Origin of the sequence: Nostoc sp., assembly GCF_041747015.1 — a bacterium.
Taxonomy (GTDB): Bacteria; Cyanobacteriota; Cyanobacteriia; order Cyanobacteriales; family Nostocaceae; genus Nostoc.
Genome location: NZ_JBGTFY010000239.1, coordinates 1 through 23,121 on the forward strand (window position 1 = coordinate 1; position 23,121 = coordinate 23,121).

The 23,121-nt window shown below is 40.8% G+C and carries 9 protein-coding genes and 3 pseudogenes; 10 read left to right on the top strand and 2 right to left on the bottom strand.

Going from position 1 to position 23,121, the window contains the following annotated elements; genetic code table 11:
• Positions 1-91: 91 nt before the first annotated feature.
• The 6 genes and pseudogenes from ACEW80_RS19315 to ACEW80_RS19340 all read left to right on the top strand — a co-directional run bounded on the left by ACEW80_RS19315 (position 92) and on the right by ACEW80_RS19340 (position 16,807).
• The gene (locus tag ACEW80_RS19315; RefSeq protein ID WP_373528142.1) at positions 92-6,667 is read left to right on the top strand and encodes an amino acid adenylation domain-containing protein; all 6,576 of its coding nucleotides are present in this window, start codon (positions 92-94) and stop codon (positions 6,665-6,667) included.
• A gap of 75 nt (positions 6,668-6,742) precedes the next feature.
• The gene (locus tag ACEW80_RS19320; protein ID WP_373528143.1) at positions 6,743-11,731 is read left to right on the top strand and encodes an amino acid adenylation domain-containing protein; all 4,989 of its coding nucleotides are present in this window, start codon (positions 6,743-6,745) and stop codon (positions 11,729-11,731) included.
• Entirely contained in the window at positions 11,631-13,448 is a 1,818-nt protein-coding gene (locus ACEW80_RS19325; RefSeq protein WP_373528153.1) for a thioesterase domain-containing protein, read from the top strand. The genes ACEW80_RS19320 and ACEW80_RS19325 overlap by 101 nt, the downstream gene beginning before the upstream one ends.
• Before the next feature lie 367 nt (positions 13,449-13,815).
• Complete coding sequence (locus ACEW80_RS19330; RefSeq protein WP_373528154.1) at positions 13,816-14,493, top strand: aspartate/glutamate racemase family protein; 678 nt, start codon at positions 13,816-13,818, stop codon at positions 14,491-14,493.
• Positions 14,494-14,668: 175 nt separating this feature from the next.
• Positions 14,669-14,851: a hypothetical protein gene (locus ACEW80_RS19335; protein ID WP_373528144.1), complete on the top strand. Its 183-nt coding sequence runs from the start codon at positions 14,669-14,671 to the stop codon at positions 14,849-14,851.
• Between the two features lie 446 nt (positions 14,852-15,297).
• Positions 15,298-16,807, top strand: a pseudogene (locus tag ACEW80_RS19340) (ABC transporter ATP-binding protein/permease).
• A 159-nt stretch (positions 16,808-16,966) separates the two neighbouring features.
• Here the strand turns inward: ACEW80_RS19340 and ACEW80_RS19345 are convergent.
• Together ACEW80_RS19345 and ACEW80_RS19350 are read right to left on the bottom strand one after the other, a co-directional pair.
• Positions 16,967-17,086: pseudogene (locus ACEW80_RS19345) on the bottom strand (transposase family protein); the annotation flags it as partial.
• Positions 17,087-17,592: 506 nt separating this feature from the next.
• Positions 17,593-17,808: pseudogene (locus ACEW80_RS19350) on the bottom strand (hypothetical protein); the annotation flags it as partial.
• Positions 17,809-17,919: 111 nt separating this feature from the next.
• On the opposite strand from ACEW80_RS19350, the gene ppsA reads away from it, so the two are divergent.
• From ppsA to ACEW80_RS19370, 4 genes are all read left to right on the top strand, one after another.
• A complete protein-coding gene (ppsA, locus tag ACEW80_RS19355) occupies positions 17,920-20,409 on the top strand; it encodes a phosphoenolpyruvate synthase (RefSeq protein WP_373528145.1) in 2,490 nt (829 codons plus the stop codon).
• A 74-nt stretch (positions 20,410-20,483) separates the two neighbouring features.
• A complete protein-coding gene (locus ACEW80_RS19360; RefSeq protein ID WP_373528155.1) occupies positions 20,484-20,747 on the top strand; it encodes an element excision factor XisH family protein in 264 nt (87 codons plus the stop codon).
• Entirely contained in the window at positions 20,717-21,070 is a 354-nt protein-coding gene (locus ACEW80_RS19365; protein WP_373528146.1) for a XisI protein, read from the top strand. Before ACEW80_RS19360 ends, ACEW80_RS19365 begins: the two co-directional genes overlap by 31 nt.
• Positions 21,071-21,131: 61 nt before the next feature.
• A complete protein-coding gene (locus ACEW80_RS19370) occupies positions 21,132-22,619 on the top strand; it encodes a dolichyl-phosphate-mannose--protein mannosyltransferase (protein ID WP_373528147.1) in 1,488 nt (495 codons plus the stop codon).
• Positions 22,620-23,121: the final 502 nt, after the last annotated feature.

Here is a 23,121-nt window from a genome sequence, read left to right on the forward strand (position 1 = left end):
TAGCATCCAGAGGTTCAAAAACCTTGCACTTTCGTCGGCGAGCGCCGGGCAAATTGGGAAACTAAGCGACGAAACTACTATTTTGTAAGCTGTGTGGCTTCTAGATTCGCTCTGGAGACTTATTCAGCAAGCCCTAAATAGTTTAGATATTAAAGTTTGGGTTGAAAACGACCAGCTGCGCTTTCGCGCTCCCAAGGGAGTAATGACCCCAGCTATTAAGCAGGAGTTAATAGAGCGAAAAAAAGAAATGCTTATTTGTCTTCAGGAAGCAAGAAGCGAAAATAAATTAGCTTTTGCACCTATTGTACCTGTTGATAGAGATGGGCATTTACATCTATCTTTTAGCCAACAAAGGCTGTGGTTTATCCATCAGTTAGATAAACAAAACCCTTTTTATAATGGTATTGTACAACTGCGGATTACTGGTGCGATCAACGTAGCAGCATTAGAGCAAAGCTTCAATGAAATTATCTGTCGCCACGAAGCTTTACGGACTGTTTTCCCAACAGTAGATGGATTGGCGGTACAGAAGATTATCCCTATTTTGACTATCAGTATCCTAGTAGTGGATGTAGAAGGATTAGACGCAGGTCAAATTCAACAACTAGTTACTCAAGAAGTTCAGCGACCTTTTGATTTAAGTATCGCTCCTTTAGTGCGAGTTAGTCTACTGCGCCAAGCAGTAGAATCTCACTTATTGGTATTGACTATGCACCACATCATTACTGATGCCTGGTCAATGGAGATATTCTTCAAAGAGTTAGCAGTTCTTTATGATGCTTTTACTAAAGGACAACCAAATCCTTTACCAGAGTTAACGATACAATACGCTGATTTTGCCCTCTGGCAACGCCAATGTTTAACTCAACAAATTCAACAAAAACAACTTGAATACTGGAAACAACAGTTAGCGGGTGCACCCCCTTTATTAGAGTTACCAACTGATTATCCGCACCCCCCAGTGCAGACTTTTTCTGGTAGCACTAGAAGATTTCAAATCGACAAAGATTTAAGTTCTCAACTAATAACCTTTAGCCAAAAGTCAGGTGTCACTTTGTTTATGACCCTGCTGACAGCTTATGCCGTTTTACTGCATCGTTACAGTGGTCAAGATGATATTTGTATCGGTTCGCCTTTCGCTAACCGCAATCGTCAGGAACTTGAATCACTAATCGGGTTTTTTGCCAATACTTTAGTTTTACATACCAACTTGGCAGACAGACCCAGTTTTCACGAATTACTCGGTCGTGTTCGTGAAATAACAATGGAAGCATACGCTCATCAAGATTACCCCTTTGAAATGTTGGTTGAGGCATTACAGCCGCAAAGAGACCTCAGCCATACACCCTTATTTCAAGTAACATTTATTCTTCAGGATATTTCCACATCTCCAGTAGATTTGAGTGGGTTAACTGTCACTTCATTGCCCACAGAAACTACAACTACCAAATTTGATCTGACTTTATTAGTAGAAAACACTGCTGCTGGGCTGGTAAGTGTATGGGAGTATAACACTGACTTATTTAGTGCCAGCACTATTGAGCGTATGGCTGGGCATTTTCAGACATTGCTTGCAGGTATTGTTGCTAACCCAGAGAAGAAAATTTCTCAATTACCACTGCTGACAGAAATTGAGCAACGACAACTTCTTGAGTGGAACAATACTCAGGTAGATTATCCCCAAGATAAATCTATCCATCAGTTATTTGAGGAGCAGGTTAAGCGCACCCCTGATGCTGTGGCAGTTGTGTTTGAAAATCAACAACTGACCTACCACCAGTTGAATTGCCAGGCTAACCAGTTGGCACACTACCTTAAGGCTTTGGGTGTGGGAGCAGATGTGCTGGTAGGGTTGTGTGTAGAACGTTCTTTAGAAATGGTAGTAGGACTACTTGGTATTCTCAAGGCAGGTGGAGCGTATGTGCCACTTGACCCAGAGTATCCCCAAGAACGTTTAAGCTTTATGTTCAAAGATACTCAGGTAAAAGTGCTGTTGACTCAAGAGAAATTAGTAGAGTCACTTCCTCGGCATCAGGCGCGTGTCGTCTGCTTAGACACAGACTGGCAAAGCATTAAGGAAGCAAATCAGGACAATCTCAGCAGCACAGTCAGTTCCCAAAACCTATCTTATGTGATTTACACCTCTGGTTCTACAGGAACACCCAAGGGAGTAGCCGTAACTCATGAGGCTGTAAATCGGCTGGTCTTCAACACCAACTACATACAGTTAACACCCGATGACCGTGTTGCTCAAGCTGCAAACATTGCTTTTGATGCTGCCACTTTCGAGATTTGGGGAGCATTGCTTCACGGAGCAAAACTAGTTATTCTCAATCAATCTGTACTGCTCATCCCGAAAGAATTTGCTGTGAATATGCGCTCCCATGAGATCAGCGTCTTATTTTTAACCACAGCTTTATTCAATCAGTTAGCCAGTTTTGTACCACAAGCATTTAGTTCTCTACGATATCTATTATTTGGTGGTGAAGCGGTTGACGCTTTGTGGGTGCAAGAAGTCCTAGAAAAAGGCGCTCCACAGCAATTGCTCCATGTCTATGGCCCAACAGAAAATACCACTTTTTCTTCTTGGTATTTGGTAGAGGGCTTACCAACAAAAGCCGCAACTATCCCCATTGGTTGTGCAATTTCTAATACACAAATCTATTTATTAGACAAAAACTTACAACCTGTACCAATTGGTATACCAGGAGAATTATACCTTGGTGGAGCAGGATTAGCACGCGGCTACCTCAACCGCCCAGAATTGACACAAGAGAAATTCATCCCTAATCCGTTTAGCACTGAGCCACATTCGCGCCTCTATAAAACTGGGGATTTAGCGCGTTATCTACCGGATGGCAACATCGAATACATTGGACGTATTGACAATCAGGTAAAAATTCGGGGTTTCCGCATCGAACTAGGAGAAATTGAATCAGCACTAAGCCAACATGATGATGTACAAGTATCTTGCGTCATCGCCAAGGAAGACAATTCAGGTGGTAAGTGCTTAGTTGCCTATGTGGTGCCACATCAACAGCAGATACCCACAAATAGCAAACTGCGTCAATTCCTTTCTCATAAACTGCCTGGGTATATGGTGCCATCTGCTTTTGTGATATTGGAGTCCGTGCCTCTGACACTCAATGGCAAAGTGAACCGTCGCGCTCTACCTGAGCCAGATTTACATCGAGAAATATCAGATTATGTCGTGCCAAATACAGAAATAGAAAAAGTCATTGCTGACATTTGGCAAAGAACACTGAAAGTAGAAAAAGTGGGAATTTACAATAATTTCTTTGAATTGGGAGGTAATTCATTACTACTTGTGCGAATTAATCAGCAATTGCAAGAAATATTAAACTTAGAAGTTTCAATAGTTGATATGTTTAATTACCCAACTATACATACCTTAAGCCAATATTTAAGTAATAAATTTTATAAAAAAGATAAAATTAATCAAAATAGTTCTCGTACTCAATCTCATAGTGAAATCAAATCTTTAATAAACCAACAATTACAATCTAGACAACAATATCGCTCCCAGAAAAAAAAGGTGAAAATGACAATAAATTTAGTGCATAGCAATGATGAATATAATAATTCAGAAATAGCAATTATTGCTGTTGCTGGAAGGTTTCCAGGAGCAAAAGATATTGAGTCTTTTTGGCAGAATATACATGATGGTGTAGAGTCTATATCGAGGTTTACGGATGTAGAGTTGCGAGAATCTGGTGTTTCACTAGATTTGCTGAGTAATTCTAATTATGTAAAATCTAGTCCTGTTTTATCAGACATTGAATTGTTTGATGCAAATTTCTTTGCTTATAGTGCCAAAGAAGCTGAGATAATAGATCCACAACAACGCCTATTTTTAGAATTGGCTTGGGAGGCAATAGAAAAGGCTGGTTACGACCCACAAAACTACAATAGTTTGATAGGGGTTTATGCTGGCGTGGGGATGAATCATTATTTGCTCAAAAATCTCTACACTCATCAAAAATTATTAGAAACAGTTGACCCCCTTCAATTAGTAATTTCCAACGAGAAAGATTTTTTGCCGACACGAGTTGCATATAAACTCAACCTGACTGGGCCAGCAGTGAATGTACAAACTGCCTGTTCTACTTCTTTGGTTGCAGTTCACGTAGCTTGTCAAAGTCTCTTAAATGGTGAATGTGACATGGCATTAGCTGGTGGAGTTTCTATCAGCCTTCCTCAAAAAACAGGTTATTTGTATCAACCGGAAATGATTCTTTCTCCAGATGGACGCTGCCGGACTTTTGATGCTGAAGCACAAGGAACTGTTGCTGGTAGCGGTGCTGGTATTGTGGTATTGAAAAGATTAAAGGATGCGATCGCAGACCGCGACCACATCTATGCTATTATCAAAGGCTCGGCTATCAATAATGATGGTGCAATGAAAGTCGGCTACACTGCTCCTAGTGTCAGTGGTCAAGCAGCAGTGATTGGCGAGGCTCAAGCTATAGCTGGTGTAGATGCCGAAACAATTTCTTACATCGAAGCTCATGGTACTGCTACACCTTTAGGAGATTCGATTGAGATTGCAGCTTTAACTCAAGCCTTTAGTCAAACTACAGAAAAAAAAGGCTTCTGTGCTATTGGTTCAGTAAAAACCAACTTGGGACATTTGAATACAGCAGCAGGTGTCACAGGTTTGATTAAGACTGTCTTAGCACTGCAACATAAAATGCTACCTCCTAGTTTGCACTACCAGACACCTAATCCTAAAATTGATTTTGCCAATAGTCCTTTTTATGTCAACACAACCCTGACTGAATGGAAAACAAATAACACCCCTCGCCGTGCTGGAGTTAGTTCTTTTGGTATGGGAGGTACTAATGCTCATGTAATTTTAGAAGAAGCACCAAATCAATTCAAAATTCAAAATGACGCTCGCGGACTCGCTAACGCTGCGCTAACAAAATTCAAAAATAAATATTTATTGTTGTGTTTATCGGCTAAGACTGCGAGTGCGCTTGAGAAGGCAACAGCTAATTTAATAGAGTATTTAATAGAGCATCCAGAAGTTAACTTAGGTGATGTAGCTTATACTCTCAATAGTGGTCGTAGGGGTTTTAATTACCGACGGATGTTAATTTGTCAAGACTTAGAAGATGCTATCAGAGCTTCTAGTAGTTTAGAGCCAAAACGAGTTTTTACTAATTATACAGAAATTACAGAACGGCCTGTTGTCTTTATGTTTCCCGGTCAAGGTTCTCAGTATGTCAATATGGCGCGGGAAATTTACGAAACTGAGACGGTATTTCGAGAACAAGTTGATTATTGCTCAGAAATTCTCAAACCATTACTAGGGCTTGATTTACGTCATATTATTTACCCCAGCGATGAAAAAATTGATGAAGCATCACAGCAACTTCAACAAACAGCGATAGCTCAACCTGCTATTTTTGTAATTGAATACGCTCTAGCTCAATTATGGCAGTCCTGGGGAGTGGAACTACAAGCTGCGATCGGTCACAGTGTTGGCGAGTACGTAGCAGCAACTCTAGCAGGAGTTTTTTCTTTAGAAGATGCTTTATCTCTGGTAGCAGCACGCGGACAGATGATGCAGCAACTTCCCACTGGAGCAATGCTTTCTGTTCCCTTGTCCGCAAACAAGGTAAAATCCCTGTTAGGCTCAGAACTTTCTGTTGCAGCGATTAATCAACCCTCGCGGTGTGTAGTTTCCGGTTCCATAGCAGCAGTAGATGCACTACAAAATCAGCTTGCTGCTCAAGGGATTGAATGTCAACCTCTGCATACTTCCCATGCCTTCCATTCTCAAATGATGGAACCAATCTTAGAACCATTTGCAAAACGAGTTAAAAAAGTTACTTTAAATCCCCCAAAACTTCCTTATATTTCCAACCTGACTGGTACTTGGATTACAGTCACCCAAGCCACAAATCCTGACTACTACGTTCAACATCTGCGTTCTACAGTGCTGTTTGCTCAAGGTGTCGAGAAATTATTAGCGACACCTGAGCAGGTCTTACTAGAGGTAGGTCCAGGACACACATTAACTACATTAATTAAAAGGCATCCAGACAAAGCAGCTACACAAACGGTATTAACTTCGGTACGTCATCCTCAAGATGAGAAATCCGATAATGATGTTTTATTCACTACATTAGGTCAACTCTGGCTAGCTGGGGTCAAGATAGATTGGTTTGGATTTTATAGTCAGGATGAGTATTATCGTCTTCCCTTACCGACTTATCCCTTTGAGCGCCAACGTTATTGGATTGAACCACCAAAAAAACATATTGATGAGCTTCTAAAAATTGTATCTTCACCAAAACCAGATAATTTTCAGCCAGAAAACTTATCTGCGCTCCACTCTAGACCCAATTTGCCAAATTCATACATAGCTCCCTGTAATGAGCTTGAAAAAAAAATTGCCGATGTCTGGCAAGAACTGTTGGGAATTAAACAGGTAGGAATACATGACAACTTTTTTGAATTGGGAGGAGATTCCTTAATAGCTGTTCAAATTCTGACCAGATTACGAAATAGTTTTTCTATTCAATTATCTGTAGCAAATTTGTTTGAGTCTCCCACAATAGCTGAAATAGCATCAAAGCTAGACAAGGAACCAGATATTGACTTAAGTGCAATTGATAGAGAAGAAATCACAATATAAATAATTACGTTAGCGTAGCGTTAGCGAGTATTCGAGCGTCATTACGAATTACAAGAAGCTCTGGAGGTAATTTCTGTGAATATCAAGCAATTTGTCGCTGAACTTTCTCAGCAAGGTGTGAAGTTGTGGGTTAAGGACGAACAGTTGCGGGTTAATGCTCCAAAAGGAGTATTGACAACAGAAACTCGTGACTCACTAGCTAAGAATAAAGCAGAACTTATCTTATTGCTTGAGCAGAAAAATACGAGGGTCACGGACACTAATTTACCCCTAGTCAAAGTCGAGCGTATTCAGAAATTACCTCTATCTTTTGCCCAAGAGCGAATCTGGCTACTGAGTCAGTTAGAACCAGATAACCCCTTCTACAACGAACTAGTAGCTCTGCAACTTTACGGGAACTTGAACATCGTGGCGCTAGAGCAAAGCCTCAACAAAATTATCGCTCGCCACGAAGCTTTACGTACCAACTTCCGCACCATCAATGAGCAGCCAGTTCAAGTAATTGCTGAAAGCTTAAGCTTCAGTGTGCCAATAGTAGACCTCACAGAGCTACCTGAAGGGAAAAGAGAAATCGCTTGCCAGCAATTAGCCACAGCAGAAGCTACTCGACCATTTGACCTCGCTAGTTCTTCTTTAATCCGAACTTCTGTAGTTAAACTCACAGAGGTAGAACACGTCTTGCTACTCACAATCCACCACATTGTTTTTGATGGTTGGTCAACAGGCGTATTGATACGGGAATTAGCAAGCATTTACTCGGCTCTGTGCAATAACTCGTCTCCAGAGCTACCTGAGCTACCAATTCAGTATGCCGATTTTGCTATTTGGCAACGGCAGTGGTTGCAAACAGAGGTACTGCAAACACAGCTTAATTACTGGCAGCAACTACTCAAAAATGCTCCTACCTTACTAGAATTACCCACAGACCGACCTAGACCGGCCGTTCAAACTTTCCGGGGAGCGCGTCAACAAATAAAACTGTCAATTGAATTGAGTGAAGCACTTGCCAATTTTAGTAGGCAAGAGAGAGCCACCCTGTTCATGACGCTGTTCACAGCTTATGTTACCTTGCTTTATCGCTATACAGGCTCCGATGATATTGTAGTGGGTACACCCATTGCTAACCGCGATCGCGTGGAAATAGAAGGGCTAATTGGCTTTTTTGTCAATACTTTATTGCTACGTACCGATTTGTCAGGCAACCCCAGTTTTCAGCAGTTGCTGAATCGAGTGCGGCAACTTGCACTGCAAGCCTACGCTCATCCAGACCTGCCCTTTGAGGAGTTGGTCAAAGCATTGCAGCCCCAGCGAGACCTCAGCTATACACCACTGTTTCAGGTGATGTTTGTCCTCCAGAATCTGCCTGCGTCTCAAATAGAGCTTACTGGTTTAACTGTCAGTTCATTAGCAACAGAAAGCGCAACAGCAAAGTTTGATCTTACTTTACTAATGCAGAACACTACCACTGGATTAGTAGGTATGTGGGAGTACAATACTGACTTATTTAATGCAGATACTATCGAGCGGATGTCGGGGCATTTTGTGACATTGCTTGAAGCCATTGTTACTAACCCACAGCAGAAAATTTCGCAATTGCCCCTGCTGAAAGAACAGGAACAACGAAAGTTACTCGTTGAGTGGAACGATACTCAAGTTGAGTATCTCTGCAATCAGTGTATCCATCAATTATTTGAGGAACAGGTAGAGCGTACACCCGATGCGATCGCAGTTGTGTTTGAAAATCAACAACTGACTTATGATGAATTGAACTACCGCGCTAATCAATTGGCGCATTACCTGAAGGCTTTGGGTGTAAAAGCTGATGTGTTGGTTGGTCTGTGTGTTGATCGTTCTTTAGATATGGTTGTCGGACTGTTGGGCATTCTCAAGGCGGGTGGTGCTTATGTGCCACTTGATCCAGAGTATCCTCCTGAACGCCTGAGTTTTATGCTTCTAGATGCTCAAGTTTCAGTATTGCTAACCCAACAGCATCTAGTTAAGAGGCTACCTGAGCATCAAGCCAAGCTCGTATGTTTGGATACCGAATGGCAGTTGATTTCTCAGTCAAGTCAGGATAATCTCATCACTGATATACAAGCAACTAATCTAGCTTATGTAATTTATACCTCTGGTTCCACAGGCACACCAAAGGGCGTGATGATTGAACATCACTCTTTGGTCAACTTTACAAAAGCTGAGGTAATAGAATGGGGCATTAACCAAAGCGATCGTATCCTCCAGTTTAGTTCTTTTAGTTTTGATGTATTTGCTAAAGATATTTATCCCTGCTTGAGTATTGGTGGCACACTGGTATTGCGAACAGAACAGATGTTGAATTCTTGGTTCGCTTTGATTGAAGAAATTGAGTGTTGGCAAATAAGCGTGCTGAATGTACCGGCAGCCTACTGGCATGAGTTAGTTACAGAACTAGCTCGAACAAACAAGAGTTTATCGCGGAGTCTACGACTAATAACTATTGGCGGAGAACGGTTACTACCGGAAAAAATCAAGCTGTGGTATGAATATGTACAGAAAAACAGAGACTTATATGAAACTTCTCCACAGTTGATTAACGGCTATGGCCCTACGGAAACAACAATTCAAGCTAGCTGCTGTCCCTTATCTGCCCAAATGTGTGACTCTGCTTTGTCCTCGGCTCCCATTGGTCGTCCCCTCCCTAACACACAAATTTATATCCTAGACTCGCACTTACAACCAGTTCCCGTGGGTGTACCAGGAGAATTGCACATTGGTGGAGCAGGATTAGCACGAGGCTACCTCAACCGAAGAGAATTAACACAAGAGAAATTTATCCTCAACCCATTTGAGGAGGCAGGAGGAAGTAGATTATACAAAACAGGCGATTTAGCACGCTATTTGCCCGATGGCAACATTGAATACATAGGACGTATCGACAATCAAGTTAAGATTCGCGGCTTCCGTATAGAGTTGGGAGAAATCGAAACAGTATTGAGCCAACATGAAAATGTACAAGCATCTTGTGTCGTTGCCCGTGAAGATAGCCCAAGTAATAAACGTTTAGTTGCCTACGTGGTGCTACATCAGGACTGTACACCGACAATCAATGAACTACGCCACTTCCTGAAGGCAAAACTTCCAGAGTACATGGTTCCCAATGCAGTAGTTATTCTGGAGTCCCTACCACTAACTCCCAACGGCAAAGTAGATCGCCGCGCTTTACCCACACCAGATTTACACAGCGAACAAAAAGACAAATTTGTTGCCCCACGCACACCCGTTGAAGAAATGCTGGCACAAATTTGGGCGCAAGTGCTGAAAGTAGAGCAAGTAGGTATTTATGATAACTTCTTTGAACTCGGAGGACATTCGCTACTAGCAACGCAACTGCTCTCACGTATTGGTAACATTTTCAAAGTAGAATTACCGTTGCGTAGCCTGTTTGCCGCAGCCACAGTTGCCGAGTTAACGTATCTGATTGGGCAGTTGCAGCAACAAAAATTAAAATTAACTTCCCAACCTATCTTACCAAGGGCAAGGGATGCAGAATTACCACTGTCTTATGCTCAACAGCGTTTGTGGTTTTTAGACCAGTTAAACCCAAACAGTGGCTTCTACAATATGCCCCTAACTTTGCGTCTAGTAGGAACTCTTAAAGTTGCAGCGCTACAACAAAGCTTAAAAGAAATTATTCATCGCCACGAAGTGTTACGCACCAACTTCATTACAGTTGATGGAAAACCTTATCCAATCATTCAAATACAAACAAATTGGACACTATCAATTATTGACTGGCAACATCTGCCAAAAACCGAACAAGAAATTGCCACACAGCAATTAGCGCAAAAACAAGCTATTCAACCTTTTAACTTGGGGAGTGAACCATTAGTTAGGGCAACGTTAGTCGTACTGTCACAGACAGAACACGCTTTGTTAGTGTATGTACATCACATTGTCTCTGATGGTTGGTCAATGGGTGTGTTTATCCAAGAGCTAGCAGCGCTGTACAATGCTTATTCCCAAGACCAGCCTTCTGGTGCGTCCGCTACGCGTAGCTTGCTTCCCCAAAGGGATACACCGTTAGCGCCACTGCCAATTCAGTACGCAGATTTTGCAATTTGGCAGCGACAGTGGTTGCAAGGGGATGTGCTGCAAAGCCAACTGAGTTACTGGCAACAACAACTAGCTTCCTCACCAGCTTTATCGTCCTTACCTACTGACCGACCTAGAGGGGCTGTGCAAACTTACCACGGGGCATATCAAGCTTTTGCACTCTCAAAAGAACTGACTGTTGCGCTCAAACAGTTGAGCCAAAAAGAAAGTGTTACTTTATTTATGACGCTGTTAGCAGCATTCCAAATATTGCTGTGGCGCTATAGTAAACAGGATGATATTTGCATAGGTACGCCGATCGCTAACCGCAACCGTGCAGAAATTGAACCACTTATTGGTTCTTTTGTCAATACTCTTGTGTTGCGTACCCACTTGGGAGGTAATCCCAGTTTTAGGCAGCTACTATCACGGGTACGAGAAGTAGCTTTAGGAGCATACGCCCATCAAGATTTACCTTTTGAAATGTTGGTGGAAGCATTGCAGCCAGAACGAAATCTCAGCCATAATCCGATTTTTCAGGTATGGTTTAATTTACTTAACTTAGCAGACACCCAACCGGAACTTGTTGGGTTGTCTGTAGAACCTATATCGATGCCAGAAGCTGCTTCCAAGTTTGACTTAAGCTGGTATGTTGCGGAACATGAGCAAGGAATAACCCTGCAAGTAGTCTATAATTATGACCTATTTACTTCAGAAAGAATGGTGGAAATGCTGCAACAATACCATCATTTGCTGAATCAAATTATTGTTAATCCTGATAGTGCGATCGCAGCTTATTCTCTGGTAACACCACAAGCCCGACTTTTGCTGCCAAATCCCACAACAGCTATGCTGGTTAATCTTGGGCGGAGAACCCCTCAAGGAGACACTTATACGGCGGTGGCGAGATGCTTTCCCTCAAGCAGGAGAAATCATCAATATTTATGGGGCGACAGAGACAACTTTAACAAAGTGTTATTACCAAATACCTAGCGAACCCACAGTGGGGGTACAGCCAGTAGGACGGACAATTCCTGAAACTCAGGCTCTAGTTTTGGGTGTAAATCGCCAACTGTGCGGCATTGGGGAACCCGGCGAAATTATTTTGCGGACACCATTCCGCAGTTTGGGCTACATTAACGCCCCAGAAGAAATGCGCTCTCGGTTTGTCAAAAACCATTTTCGCAATGATGACCAAGATTTGTTGTACTATACAGGCGATCGCGGCCGCTATCTTCCAGATGGCTCTCTAGAAATTCTCGGTCGCCAAGATCATCAACTCAAGATTCGCGGCATACGCATTGAGCTTGGGGAACTTGAGACAGTATTAGCACAGCACCCATCTGTGCATCAAACTGTAGTGACTGCTCGTGAAGATGCATTTGGCGATCTACGCTTAGTAGCTTACATGATTCCAAATCAGGAGTCAGCACCTACCATTAGTGAGATCCGAAACTTCCTCTCGATAAAGTTGCCACAGTACATAGTACCTTCTAGTTTTGTATTCCTAGATAGCTTCCCATTAACACCCAACGGTAAGATAGACCGCCACGCTTTGCCTACACCTTCTAATATTACTAACTTAGGTACATTTGTCGAACCCCGTAACCAAATAGAAATGCAACTGGTGCAAATTTGGTCAAAGATTCTGAAAGTTGACAAAGTAGGGGTACAAGATAACTTTTTTGACCTTGGTGGACATTCCCTTTTAGCTCCCTACTTAATGGCTCAAATTAAGCAGCAGTTTGGTAAAGATATTCCTTTAATAAGCCTCTTCCAAAATCCAACTATTGAACAGTTGGCGACAATTTTACAAATAGACTTAGATTGCTCAAATTCTTCTGGTTTAGTACCAATTCAGCCAAACGGTTCAAACTTACCTTTCTTCTGCGTCCCTGGAGCTGGTGACGAGCCTTTCTACTTGTATCACTTAGGGCGTTATTTAGGAGTAGAGCAACCGTTATACAGTTTTCAAGCAAACAATTTAGATCGGGAATTAGAGCCAGCTAGCCGAGTTAAGGATATGGCTAGCCATTATATTCAAGCAATGCAAACTGTTCAGCCGCAAGGCCCCTACTTTTTGGCAGGGCATTCTTTTGGAGGTAAAGTAGCTTTTGAAATAGCCCAACAGTTGCTTCATCGGGGACATAAAGTTGCTTTAGTTGCAATTATTGATACAACTGCACCAACCTCTAATGAAAGGCAAACACGTCTTGATTGTATTGATTGGGATAATGCTAGGTGGCTGATTGAGTTGATCAAAGCAGTAGAAGTTTCTCTGGCAACGAATATAGATATTTCTTACGATACCCTGCGATCGTTGCCTGCAAAGGAGCAACTAAATTACGTTTTACAGCTTTTCAAAATGATTAATATGCTGCCCCCAAACGCTGAAACTACGCAGCTAAAAAATATGCTCCAATCTTATAAAGCTAACTCTCTAGCTTTGATTGATTATGTACCACAACATATCTATCCGGCTCAAATTACACTTCTACGCGCCAGCGAGGCTCTTGGGGAAAATTATGTTAGAAAGTTACCTCCTGAGATGTTACAGGATTCGGCCTTGGGCTGGAACGCGTTTTCTTGCGAACCCGTGAATGTTTATTTTCTTCCAGGCAATCACGTGACGATGATGGCTGAACCCCACGTCCAGTTCTTAGCCGAACGGTTAAAAGCCTGCATCCAGCAAGTACAAGCCAACATCTAAATGCAAGGGTGTGTCTTTTCCTAACACCAAAATGCCAGTTATATCCAAGGTTTGCGCTTAACAACCGTGCCATTCGCAGCTAAACCATAGTAATCACAGATTTGGAGAACATTTATGAATAAAAAACTACCAATACTTGGAGTTTTAGGCGGCATGGGGCCTGTAGTTACTGCCGAATTTCTCAAATCGATTTATGATTGGAGTTTAGACTAAAATTACCCAGCAAACCGCCAAACCTTTATCCAGTAGGGCTTTGATAATTTATAGGCTTGTTCTGATTCCGAAGTTTAAAATGCCTGCTACACAAGGGTTGTAGCCTTTAAAAAAGAATTTAGTCTAAACTCCAGTTTATGAATATAACCAGTTTATTGACAACGAACAAGAAGCACCTAACGTCATTGTGTTCTCACTTCCCTCTGCGCCCGATCGCACGAGTTCTATTAATAGTGGGAATGAAAGAGAATTTATTGATTTTCTACAACTACATCTAGAAAATCTCAATAAATTTGTTGACCGCATAGTAATTGGCTGTTGTACTGCTCATTATGCTCTGCCTCATATCCCAGAACATCTAACTAATAAGGTAATTTCCTTAATTAAAATTGTAGACCAACAACTGCAAGAACATGATGAACCTGCGATTTTACTGGCAGGTACAGGCGCTTACCAGAAAAAATTGTTTCACAAAGGTTGTACTGCTGCTGATCGCATTATTTCTCTATCTGAAAAAGAACAGCGCTGGCTCATTGAGATTATCTTTAAAGTACTAAAACGAGGACAAGACCCACTGACAATTCTTGCAGATATCCAAGAATTGTTAGATAAATATAAGACTCGTTCTTACATTGCTGGTTGTACAGAGTTTCATCTCTTCACTAAATCTCTCAAACTAAATGGAATTGATTCTATTAAAGCGATCGATCCTTTAACTACTATTGCCCAAAACTTTTCTCAGCTATTAGAGCCAGCTATATCTAATTCTAATGTGCTTCCAGAAAGAATGAAAGTACTTAGAGAATTTCATTCATCAACTATTGGCTCTTAAACATCTGTGTAATAAAACAAATTAATTCAGGATAAATCACATGACAGCTATTTCCCCCCAAATTTGCCCAGTCAATACTAAAAATCACAAGGTTATTTTAATCGAGAGAATGTATCATGAAACAGGTGAAAAACTCCTTGAATAATACACTAATGTCGAGATTATAAAAGAACCTATGCAGCATCAAATCAATGAAGCTATTCAAGATGTATCTGGCGTATATGTCCGTTATCCTACTAAATTAGCTGCTATAGCTACTGCACTTTCGGCAGCTAATCAAATACTTCAAGTGCTTCAGGGTGAGAAGCCACCTTACATTGTTAATCCTGAAGTTTGGAACAAGTTTCAAGACTTTTAATAGACTTATCCGAAAACTCCAAAGCCAAAGTGTGCAAAACTTTTAGACCAAGCGTTGATATCTTCGTGAGAAGCTAATTATAAGGGGTTGAGATGGTTAGTAATAGTTTATAACTATAAAAATTACCTTCTAATTATCAAAAATTGCGTTGTTACTAATATTAGGTACTTAGTAAATAAAAATCCCAGTCGCCAGCAGTATATTGTTACTAAACAAATATACTGCTGGCGGTTTTCTCCCATAAAAAACAACGGCTGGGCATTTTTGATTGTTTAATTTCTCTGTTAGATTCCTAAAGTATAACTATTGCAAAAATATTTTGTGATATGATGTTTTTGTTTAATATACATACTGTAGATTTTGTTTCTCATAACTATAATATGATGAAAAAATAAATCTTCGTACGTATTTATCATCCTAAAAATTATTTTTGTTAGATGTTTAATATGAAAACTCAAGCTTCTCCTAATCAATCTCTAAAAAATACTTCATTCCTTTCAAGTTTTACTCAATTTTGGGAAGATGTCAAAGCGATCGCTGGTCCTTACTGGTATCTAACAAAGCCAGGGGGCAGAGCATTTTCAGATGTGATTAGTGCATGGGTAATGCTAGCTCTTTTGCTTTTATTAGTAATGGCGCTCGTGGGCGTAACTGCCTTTAATACCTTCGTTACTCGCGATTTAATCGATATTATTGAACAGAAAGATTATCCTAGCTTTCTTAAAACGATATTGCTTTACGGCGTTGGTCTTTTCTGTGTAACACTCTTGGTAGGATTTTCTAAATTTGTTAGAAAAAAAATTGCTCTAGATTGGTATCAATGGTTAAATAGCCAAATGTTATCAAAATATTTGAGCAATCGTGCTTATTATAAAATCAATTTTAAATCTGATATTGATAACCCAGATCAACGTTTATCTCAAGAAATAGAACCTGTTACCAGAACTTTTTTCAGTTTTTCAACTACTTTGTTAGAAAAAGTATTGGAAATGATTATTTTTTTATCAATACTTTGGTCTATTTCTCAATTTGTTGCATCTGTTTTACTTGTTTATACAATTATCGGAAATTTGATTGCTCTTTATTTAACTCAAGAATTAAATAAGATTAATCAATGAATTTGGAACTTCAGGACGATTTTCGAGTTACGTTGAGCGTTTAGCTGAATTATCTGATGCGTTAGAAGCAGTAACCAAAGAACCAAAGAATGTAAGTACCATTAAAACAATAGAAGAAAATCGTCTAGCTTTTGAGCATATTACTCTACAAACGCCCAACTATGAGCAGGTAATTGTCAAAGATTTGTCACTATCTGTTCAGCCAGGAGAAGGTTTATTGATTGTTGGTCCTAGTGGTCGAGGTAAAAGTTCTCTATTGAGAGCGATCGCAGGTTTGTGGAATGCGGGTACTGGCCGTCTGGTACGACCTCCCCTAGAAGAAGTGTTATTTTTGCCCCAACGACCCTATATAATTTTGGGAACTCTACGCGAACAGTTGCTTTATCCTAATACAAATCGTCAAATGATCGACGCAGAACTCAAAAATGTTTTGGAACAAGTTAATCTGCAAAACTTACTAAGTCGAGTTGATGGTTTCGATACAGAAGTTCCTTGGGAGAACATATTATCGGTTGGAGAACAACAACGCCTTGCTTTTGCAAGACTTTTAGTTACTAGTCCTAGTTTTACTATATTAGATGAAGCAACTAGTGCTTTGGATTTGAAAAATGAAGGAAGTTTATATCAGCAGTTACAAGAGACGAAAACAACATTTATCAGTGTTGGTCATCGGGAAAGCCTATTTGATTATCATCAATGGGTTCTGGAACTTTCACAAGATTCCAGTTGGCAACTTTTGACCGTGCAAGATTATCGAAATCAAAAAACAACTACCCATAACTCTACTGAAAATACTCGCATTACTATAGACAGTTTGCCTAATAACCCAAGTTGCTAGTTACTCTTATGAAGGATCGTTTTGCTACAGTTAAGCAATAAAATGCCCTCTAAGAAGAGAAAATTAGGAGGGCTATATGCTAGAGTGTGTACTTTGTCGAAAAATCCTCAAAAAACTTCATGCAAATTCTGTGTCATTATCCCAACTTTCATACGTACCCATTGCACAAATTGCTATCGTCAGAATATCAATTAATTTGTGTCTCTTTCTCCGCTCTATTCTTGGATATTCTATTCCCAAAAAATGGTCAGCTATTGTAATTTTCGGTTTCAGTTTCATGATTATTTAATATCTACTTCTATGACAGCACACCTAAATCCAGATTAGGATACCACACTCGACTATCCTTGCTCTCATATCTTTCATCATGGAGCGATCGCAACTGTTTTCTTTTTCGCTCTCTACCCCTCTAAATCCCGTTCTTGTGTGCTTTCATCGTCTTGTCCTAATCTCCATCAATATTTAGATGCGTTCGCCCTGACTGATAAAGCAACACGTTTGGGTTAATCATATTTAGTGTTCGGAGATCCCTTTAAAAAGGTAGGGCTATTTGATTATTTTATATTCTGTTTCTAAAACAACGCCATGTTAGTCACCAAAGTCTCGATGTTGGTCATAAAAGTTTTAATGTTAGTTATGAAAATCTCAATATTTGTCATAAAAATTTCAATGTTAGTTATGAAAATCTCGATATTTGTCACACCAGTCTCAATATAATTACGAAAGTCTCAATATTGGTCACGAAAGCTTCTGTACTTTAACTGCGATCGCACTTTAAACTGACCTTAAAACCGATCTGGATCTTCTCCCAACTCCCGCAATCGCTGTGCTAATCGCTCGGCGCGTTGTCGTTCTGCATCCTCTGGCAATAACACTACATTGCCTGCTTCGTCATAAAACCGTAACTACATAGCAGTGTCATCTTCCACTTTGCCTTGCCAAGTGCCTAACCATAGCCCTAACGTCTGACACCATAACAAACCTTGCGGATTTGGGGACAAAATTTAGCTATGTTTACCCTACTCTGCAACACAGTTGCTACAAGCACTAAAATTAAACAAGAGAAAAATATACTAGCAATTACATATTTACGACTTTAAAAGGTAATACTTATGACTACAGTCTCTAAAAGCACCCTGTCTCAATTTTCCCAAGAGCGATCGCTCATTCTCTGGTTTGATCAAGTTGGTATTGCTGATATCCCTGTAGTTGGTGGGAAGAATGCCTCACTGGGGGAAATGATTCAACAGCTAACGCCCAAAGGCATCAACGTTCCTAACGGATTTGCCACCACTGCCTACGCTTATCGTAATTTTATTCAATCGGCAGGGTTAGAAGCAAAGCTTTGCCAACTCTTTGCTGACTTGGATGTTGAAGATGTCAAAAATTTACGAGAACGGGGAAAAAAAGCGCGATCGCTATTAATCCACACACCATTTCCGGTAGAATTGCGGGAGGCGATCGCCACAGCTTACGAAAGTCTTTGTGAAAAATACCATGCAGACACAGATGTTGCAGTCCGTTCTAGTGCTACTGCTGAGGATCTACCCGACGCTAGTTTTGCCGGACAGCAGGAAACTTATCTTAACGTTGTCGGTGCTGAGGGAGTTTTAGCAGCTTGTCATAAATGCTTTGCTTCCATATTTACCGATCGCGCTATTTCTTATCGCCATACCAAAGGATTTGACCACTTTAGCATTGCTCTTGCCGTTGGCGTGCAAAAAATGGTGCGATCTGACTTAGCAACCTCTGGGGTGATGTTTTCCATTGACACAGAAACGGGTTTTAAGGATGCAGCCCTAATTACAGCTGCTTATGGTTTAGGAGAAAACGTTGTTCAGGGATCTGTCAATCCAGATGAATATTATGTTTTTAAACCAACTTTAAAAGCAGGTTTTCGCCCAATTATTGATAAAAAGTTGGGTACTAAAGAACTAAAAATGGTTTATGATGACGGCTCCAAATTGACGAAGAATGTAGCTGTTTCAACCAGTGAAAGGAGCAAATTCGCCCTGAGTGATCAAGAGATTTTACAACTAGCAACTTGGGCGTGTTTAATTGAAGACCATTATTCGCAAGTCCACGGTACTTATACCCCGATGGATATCGAGTGGGCGAAAGATGGGATTACTAACGAACTTTTTATTGTGCAAGCGCGTCCCGAAACCGTCCAGTCGCAGAGGACGGGAAATGTGCTGCGGAGTTATCGGTTGTTATTGGGGACTGGAAATTGGGGACTAGGAACTGGGGAAAAATCTTCAACCCCAGATTTCCAATCCCCAATTCCTCTAATTACCGGACGTGCGATCGGAGAAGCAATTAGTCAAGGAAAAGCCCGCCTAATTTTAGATGTTCAGAAACTCGGACAGTTCCAAGTTGGGGAAGTTTTGGTGACAGAGAGAACTGATCCCGATTGGGAGCCGATTATGAAACGTGCCAGTGCAATTGTCACTAATTCTGGAGGAAGAACGTGTCACGCTGCGATCATTGCGCGAGAATTGGGTGTACCTGCGATCGTGGGATGCGGTAATGCTACGGAAATCTTGAAACCTGGTCAAGAGGTGACAATTTCTTGCGCCGAAGGGGAAGAAGGCAAAGTTTATGCAGGGTTATTACCTTTTGAAGTTCAAGAAGTCGCGTTAGAGAACTTACCCCGCACCCGGACTCAAATTTTAATGAATGTGGGTAATCCTCAAGAAGCATTGAGTTTATCTGCAATTCCCAACGATGGCGTAGGTTTAGCGCGGACAGAATTTATCATCGCTAACCAAATTCAAATTCATCCAATGGCGTTGATTCACTTTAATTTATTAAAAGATGAATTTGCGAAAGCTAAAATTGCTCAGATTACTGCACTTTATGACGATAAATCTGAATATTTTGTAGATAAATTAGCCCAAGGTGTAGGTAGAATTGCAGCAGCATTTTATCCCAAGCCTGTGATTGTGCGAATGTCGGATTTTAAAAGTAATGAATATGCCAACTTGTTAGGTGGGCGACAGTTTGAACCCCATGAAGAAAACCCCATGCTGGGTTGGCGGGGAGCGGCGCGTTACTACGATCAAGGCTACAGAGAAGCTTTTGCTTTGGAGTGTCATGCTCTGAAGCGGGTACGAGAAGATATGGGTTTAATTAATGTCATCCCGATGATTCCCTTTTGTCGCACTCCTGATGAGGGGCGTTTGGTTTTGGCAGAGATGGCAAAAAATGGCTTAAAGCAGGGTGTTAATGGCTTGCAAGTTTATGTGATGTGTGAGTTGCCCAATAATGTGATTATGGCTGAGGACTTTGCTGAGGTATTTGATGGCTTTTCAATTGGTTCTAATGATTTAACTCAGTTGACACTGGGAATAGACAGAGATTCAGCATTGGTGGCGCGGTTATTTGATGAGCGCAGTGAAGGTGTAAAGCGAATGGTGAAAATGGCCATAGAAGTGGCGAAAAGATGCGATCGCAAAATCGGCATTTGTGGACAAGCACCCAGCGATTACCCCGAATTTGCCAAATTTTTGGTTGAACAGGGAATTGACTCGATTAGTCTGAATCCAGATTCGGTTTTAAAGACGATGTTGGAAGTGGCAAAAGTCGAGGGTAATTTGTAATTCGTAATGACGCTCTCTTACGAGACGCTAAAAGCGAACACGGACTCGCTACCGCTACGCTAACGTAAATTGAAATCAAGACTTTCAGTGGTGACTCAGAAGTAGCAAACCTTGAACAGGCAATTGGTCAGTACTTTACTTACCTTGCTGTAATGTCCCGCAATTATCCAGATAGGGTTTTGTATATTGCTGTTCATGAGGATATTTTTACTGACGTTTTTGAGGAAGAACCGCTTGGTAAACTTATATTGGAAGACTACAAAATTCCTCTCCTTGTTTTCAATCCAAAGTGGGAGATTATAGTCAGATGGATACTCTGGAACAATACAGACAGATAATTTGCAGCATTCTTACTGAACATACGAAAATCCCTTACTCTTACGGTAATATTCAGCATGAAACTATTTTTGATAAAGAACAAGATCGATATTTAGTAATGATTCTTGGTCGAGAACCAGTGCCCGAACTTTCCGTAACTGCAACCCGCCGCGTTCACGCCTGTCTGATTCACATTGATATTATTGATGGCAAAATTTGGATTCAACGTGATGGCACTGAAGAGGGGCTAGCAACAGAATTAGTTAAAGCAGGTGTACCAAAGAATCGGATTGTATTGGGATTCCGATCTGAGGAACTGAGAGAAAATTCCGAATTTGCGTAGTTTACCGCCGCAGGCATCGCCTAGTGGGGAGAAATGACAAATGACAAATGACAAATGACAAATGACTAAAAAGTGGTTCAGAATTGGGATGGTGAGTATATTTCTTTTCTCACTTGCCTTGCGGTTTTGGGGACTAGAGCGATTCAACACTCTGGTATTTGATGAAGTTTACTTCGCCAAATTTGGTAATAATTATCTCACGCGCACGCCATTTTTTAATGCTCATCCGCCGTTGAGTCAATATATTATTGGTATCGGCATTTGGATTGGCAGTCACATTCCTTTTTGGCACGATACGGTGAATGGACTAACAGGTTCATTGCGATCGCCTTGGACTTATCGCTGGTTAAATGCCCTCACAGGCTCATTTATTCCTATAATTGTAGCTGCGATCGCTTATCAATTGAGTTATCGTCGTACCTTTGCAATTCTTGCAGGTTTATTCACAGCTTGTGATGGCATCTTTATAGTTGAGTCTCGCTATGCACTAAACAATATTTATATCGTCATCTTTGGTTTGCTAGGACACTGGTTTTTATTATTGGCATTAGATAACCAAAATCGGCGACGTTCTTTTTGGTTAGTTCTTGCTGGTATTAGTTTTGGTGCATCAGTTGCCACTAAATGGAATGGTTTATGGTTTCTTTTGGGTGCTTATCTCATCTGGCTAGCAGCCTGGATAATTTTTTCGATACATTCTTTTCCCAATTCAAAACTATTTTTTACATCTCACTCACTAAAGGAGGCAGAAGTTAGTAGTTATCCTCCTTCATCTCAGACACCACTACAAAATTTGACTCAGTTAAATGTTTTCCAAATGTTGTTCTATCTAGGAATAATTCCAGCTTTTATCTACAGCATCATCTGGATTCCCCACCTTCAACTAGATAAAACTTATGGATTTATCGCAGTACATCAGCAAATTTTGAAGTTTCACTTACAGCTAGGTGGCAATAGTCCTAATGTCCATCCTTATTGTGCTGCGTGGTACAAATGGCCTTTGATGATTCGACCAATGGCGTATTATTATCAAACGGCTAAAAGTATCACCGATCCTTTACCTGTAATGGGGCCGCCTTTGCCTGCTGGTGCTGGGAAAGTTATTTATGATGTTCATGCAATGGGCAATCCCTTTTTGTGGTGGTTTGGTGTTGCTGCCATGTTGTTTTTAGTCGGAATGCTAATATCACAAGTTGTAATTCCTGGGGTAAAGCAAAAACGTTTCTCTGTGCCTGAAACTCTTGGTGTTGATAGCTGGATTGCCTTATATTTAATTTTAAATTATGCCGCAAATTTAGTACCTTGGATGAAGGTAACGAGGTGCGTTTTCATCTATCATTATATGTGTGCAGTAGTGTTTATATTTTTAGCGATCGCTTGGTTTGTCGATCAGTGTCTTCGCAGTTATTATCAACAACTCCGGGCGCTAGGTATCACCATTACTTTTATCATTCTGGTGGCTTTTATTTTCTGGATGCCCGTTTATTTAGGTTTACCCCTGTCCCCTGATGGCTATAAACTGCGGATGTGGTTCAACTCTTGGATCTGATTAAAGAAGGTATAAGGCATTGGGCAATTTTCTCAATTTAACATAACGTCAGTTCCATAAACCTCTTCCTGCCTTGAACTTTTCTTTAAGTCTGTCCCTCTCCAAGCCGGCTACGGTGTACACACAACTCTTCTAAAAAAACAAAATCGTCGTAGATCCCCCTAAATCCCCCGATAAATTGGGGGACTTTGAGAACTTTTTGCCTCCCTTTAAAAAGCTACGGTGTATACACAAGTATGAAGTTGTTCAAGAATCTGGGTTTTACCCCACCCTAACCACTGCTTGAATTCAATGAACAATACCTCCAATTCAATAAACGACCACCCGAATTCAATAAATGACCACTCGAATTCAATAAATGACCACCCGAATTCAATAAACAACCACCCGAATTCAATAAACGACCACCCGAATTCAATAAACAACCACCCGAATTCAATAAACGACCACCCGAATTCAATATATTTATTGCATAAATTCTCAAAACCTCACCTGAAACCTG

Bases quoted from the DNA above. Each gene is read 5' to 3' on its own strand.
- ppsA (WP_373528145.1), top strand. From the start codon at position 17,920: ATGACTACAGTCTCTAAAAGCACCCTGTCTCAATTTTCCCAAGAGCGA.
- ACEW80_RS19335 (WP_373528144.1), top strand. From the start codon at position 14,669: ATGCAGCATCAAATCAATGAAGCTATTCAAGATGTATCTGGCGTATAT.
- ACEW80_RS19365 (WP_373528146.1), top strand. From the start codon at position 20,717: ATGGATACTCTGGAACAATACAGACAGATAATTTGCAGCATTCTTACT.
- ACEW80_RS19370 (WP_373528147.1), top strand. From the start codon at position 21,132: ATGACTAAAAAGTGGTTCAGAATTGGGATGGTGAGTATATTTCTTTTC.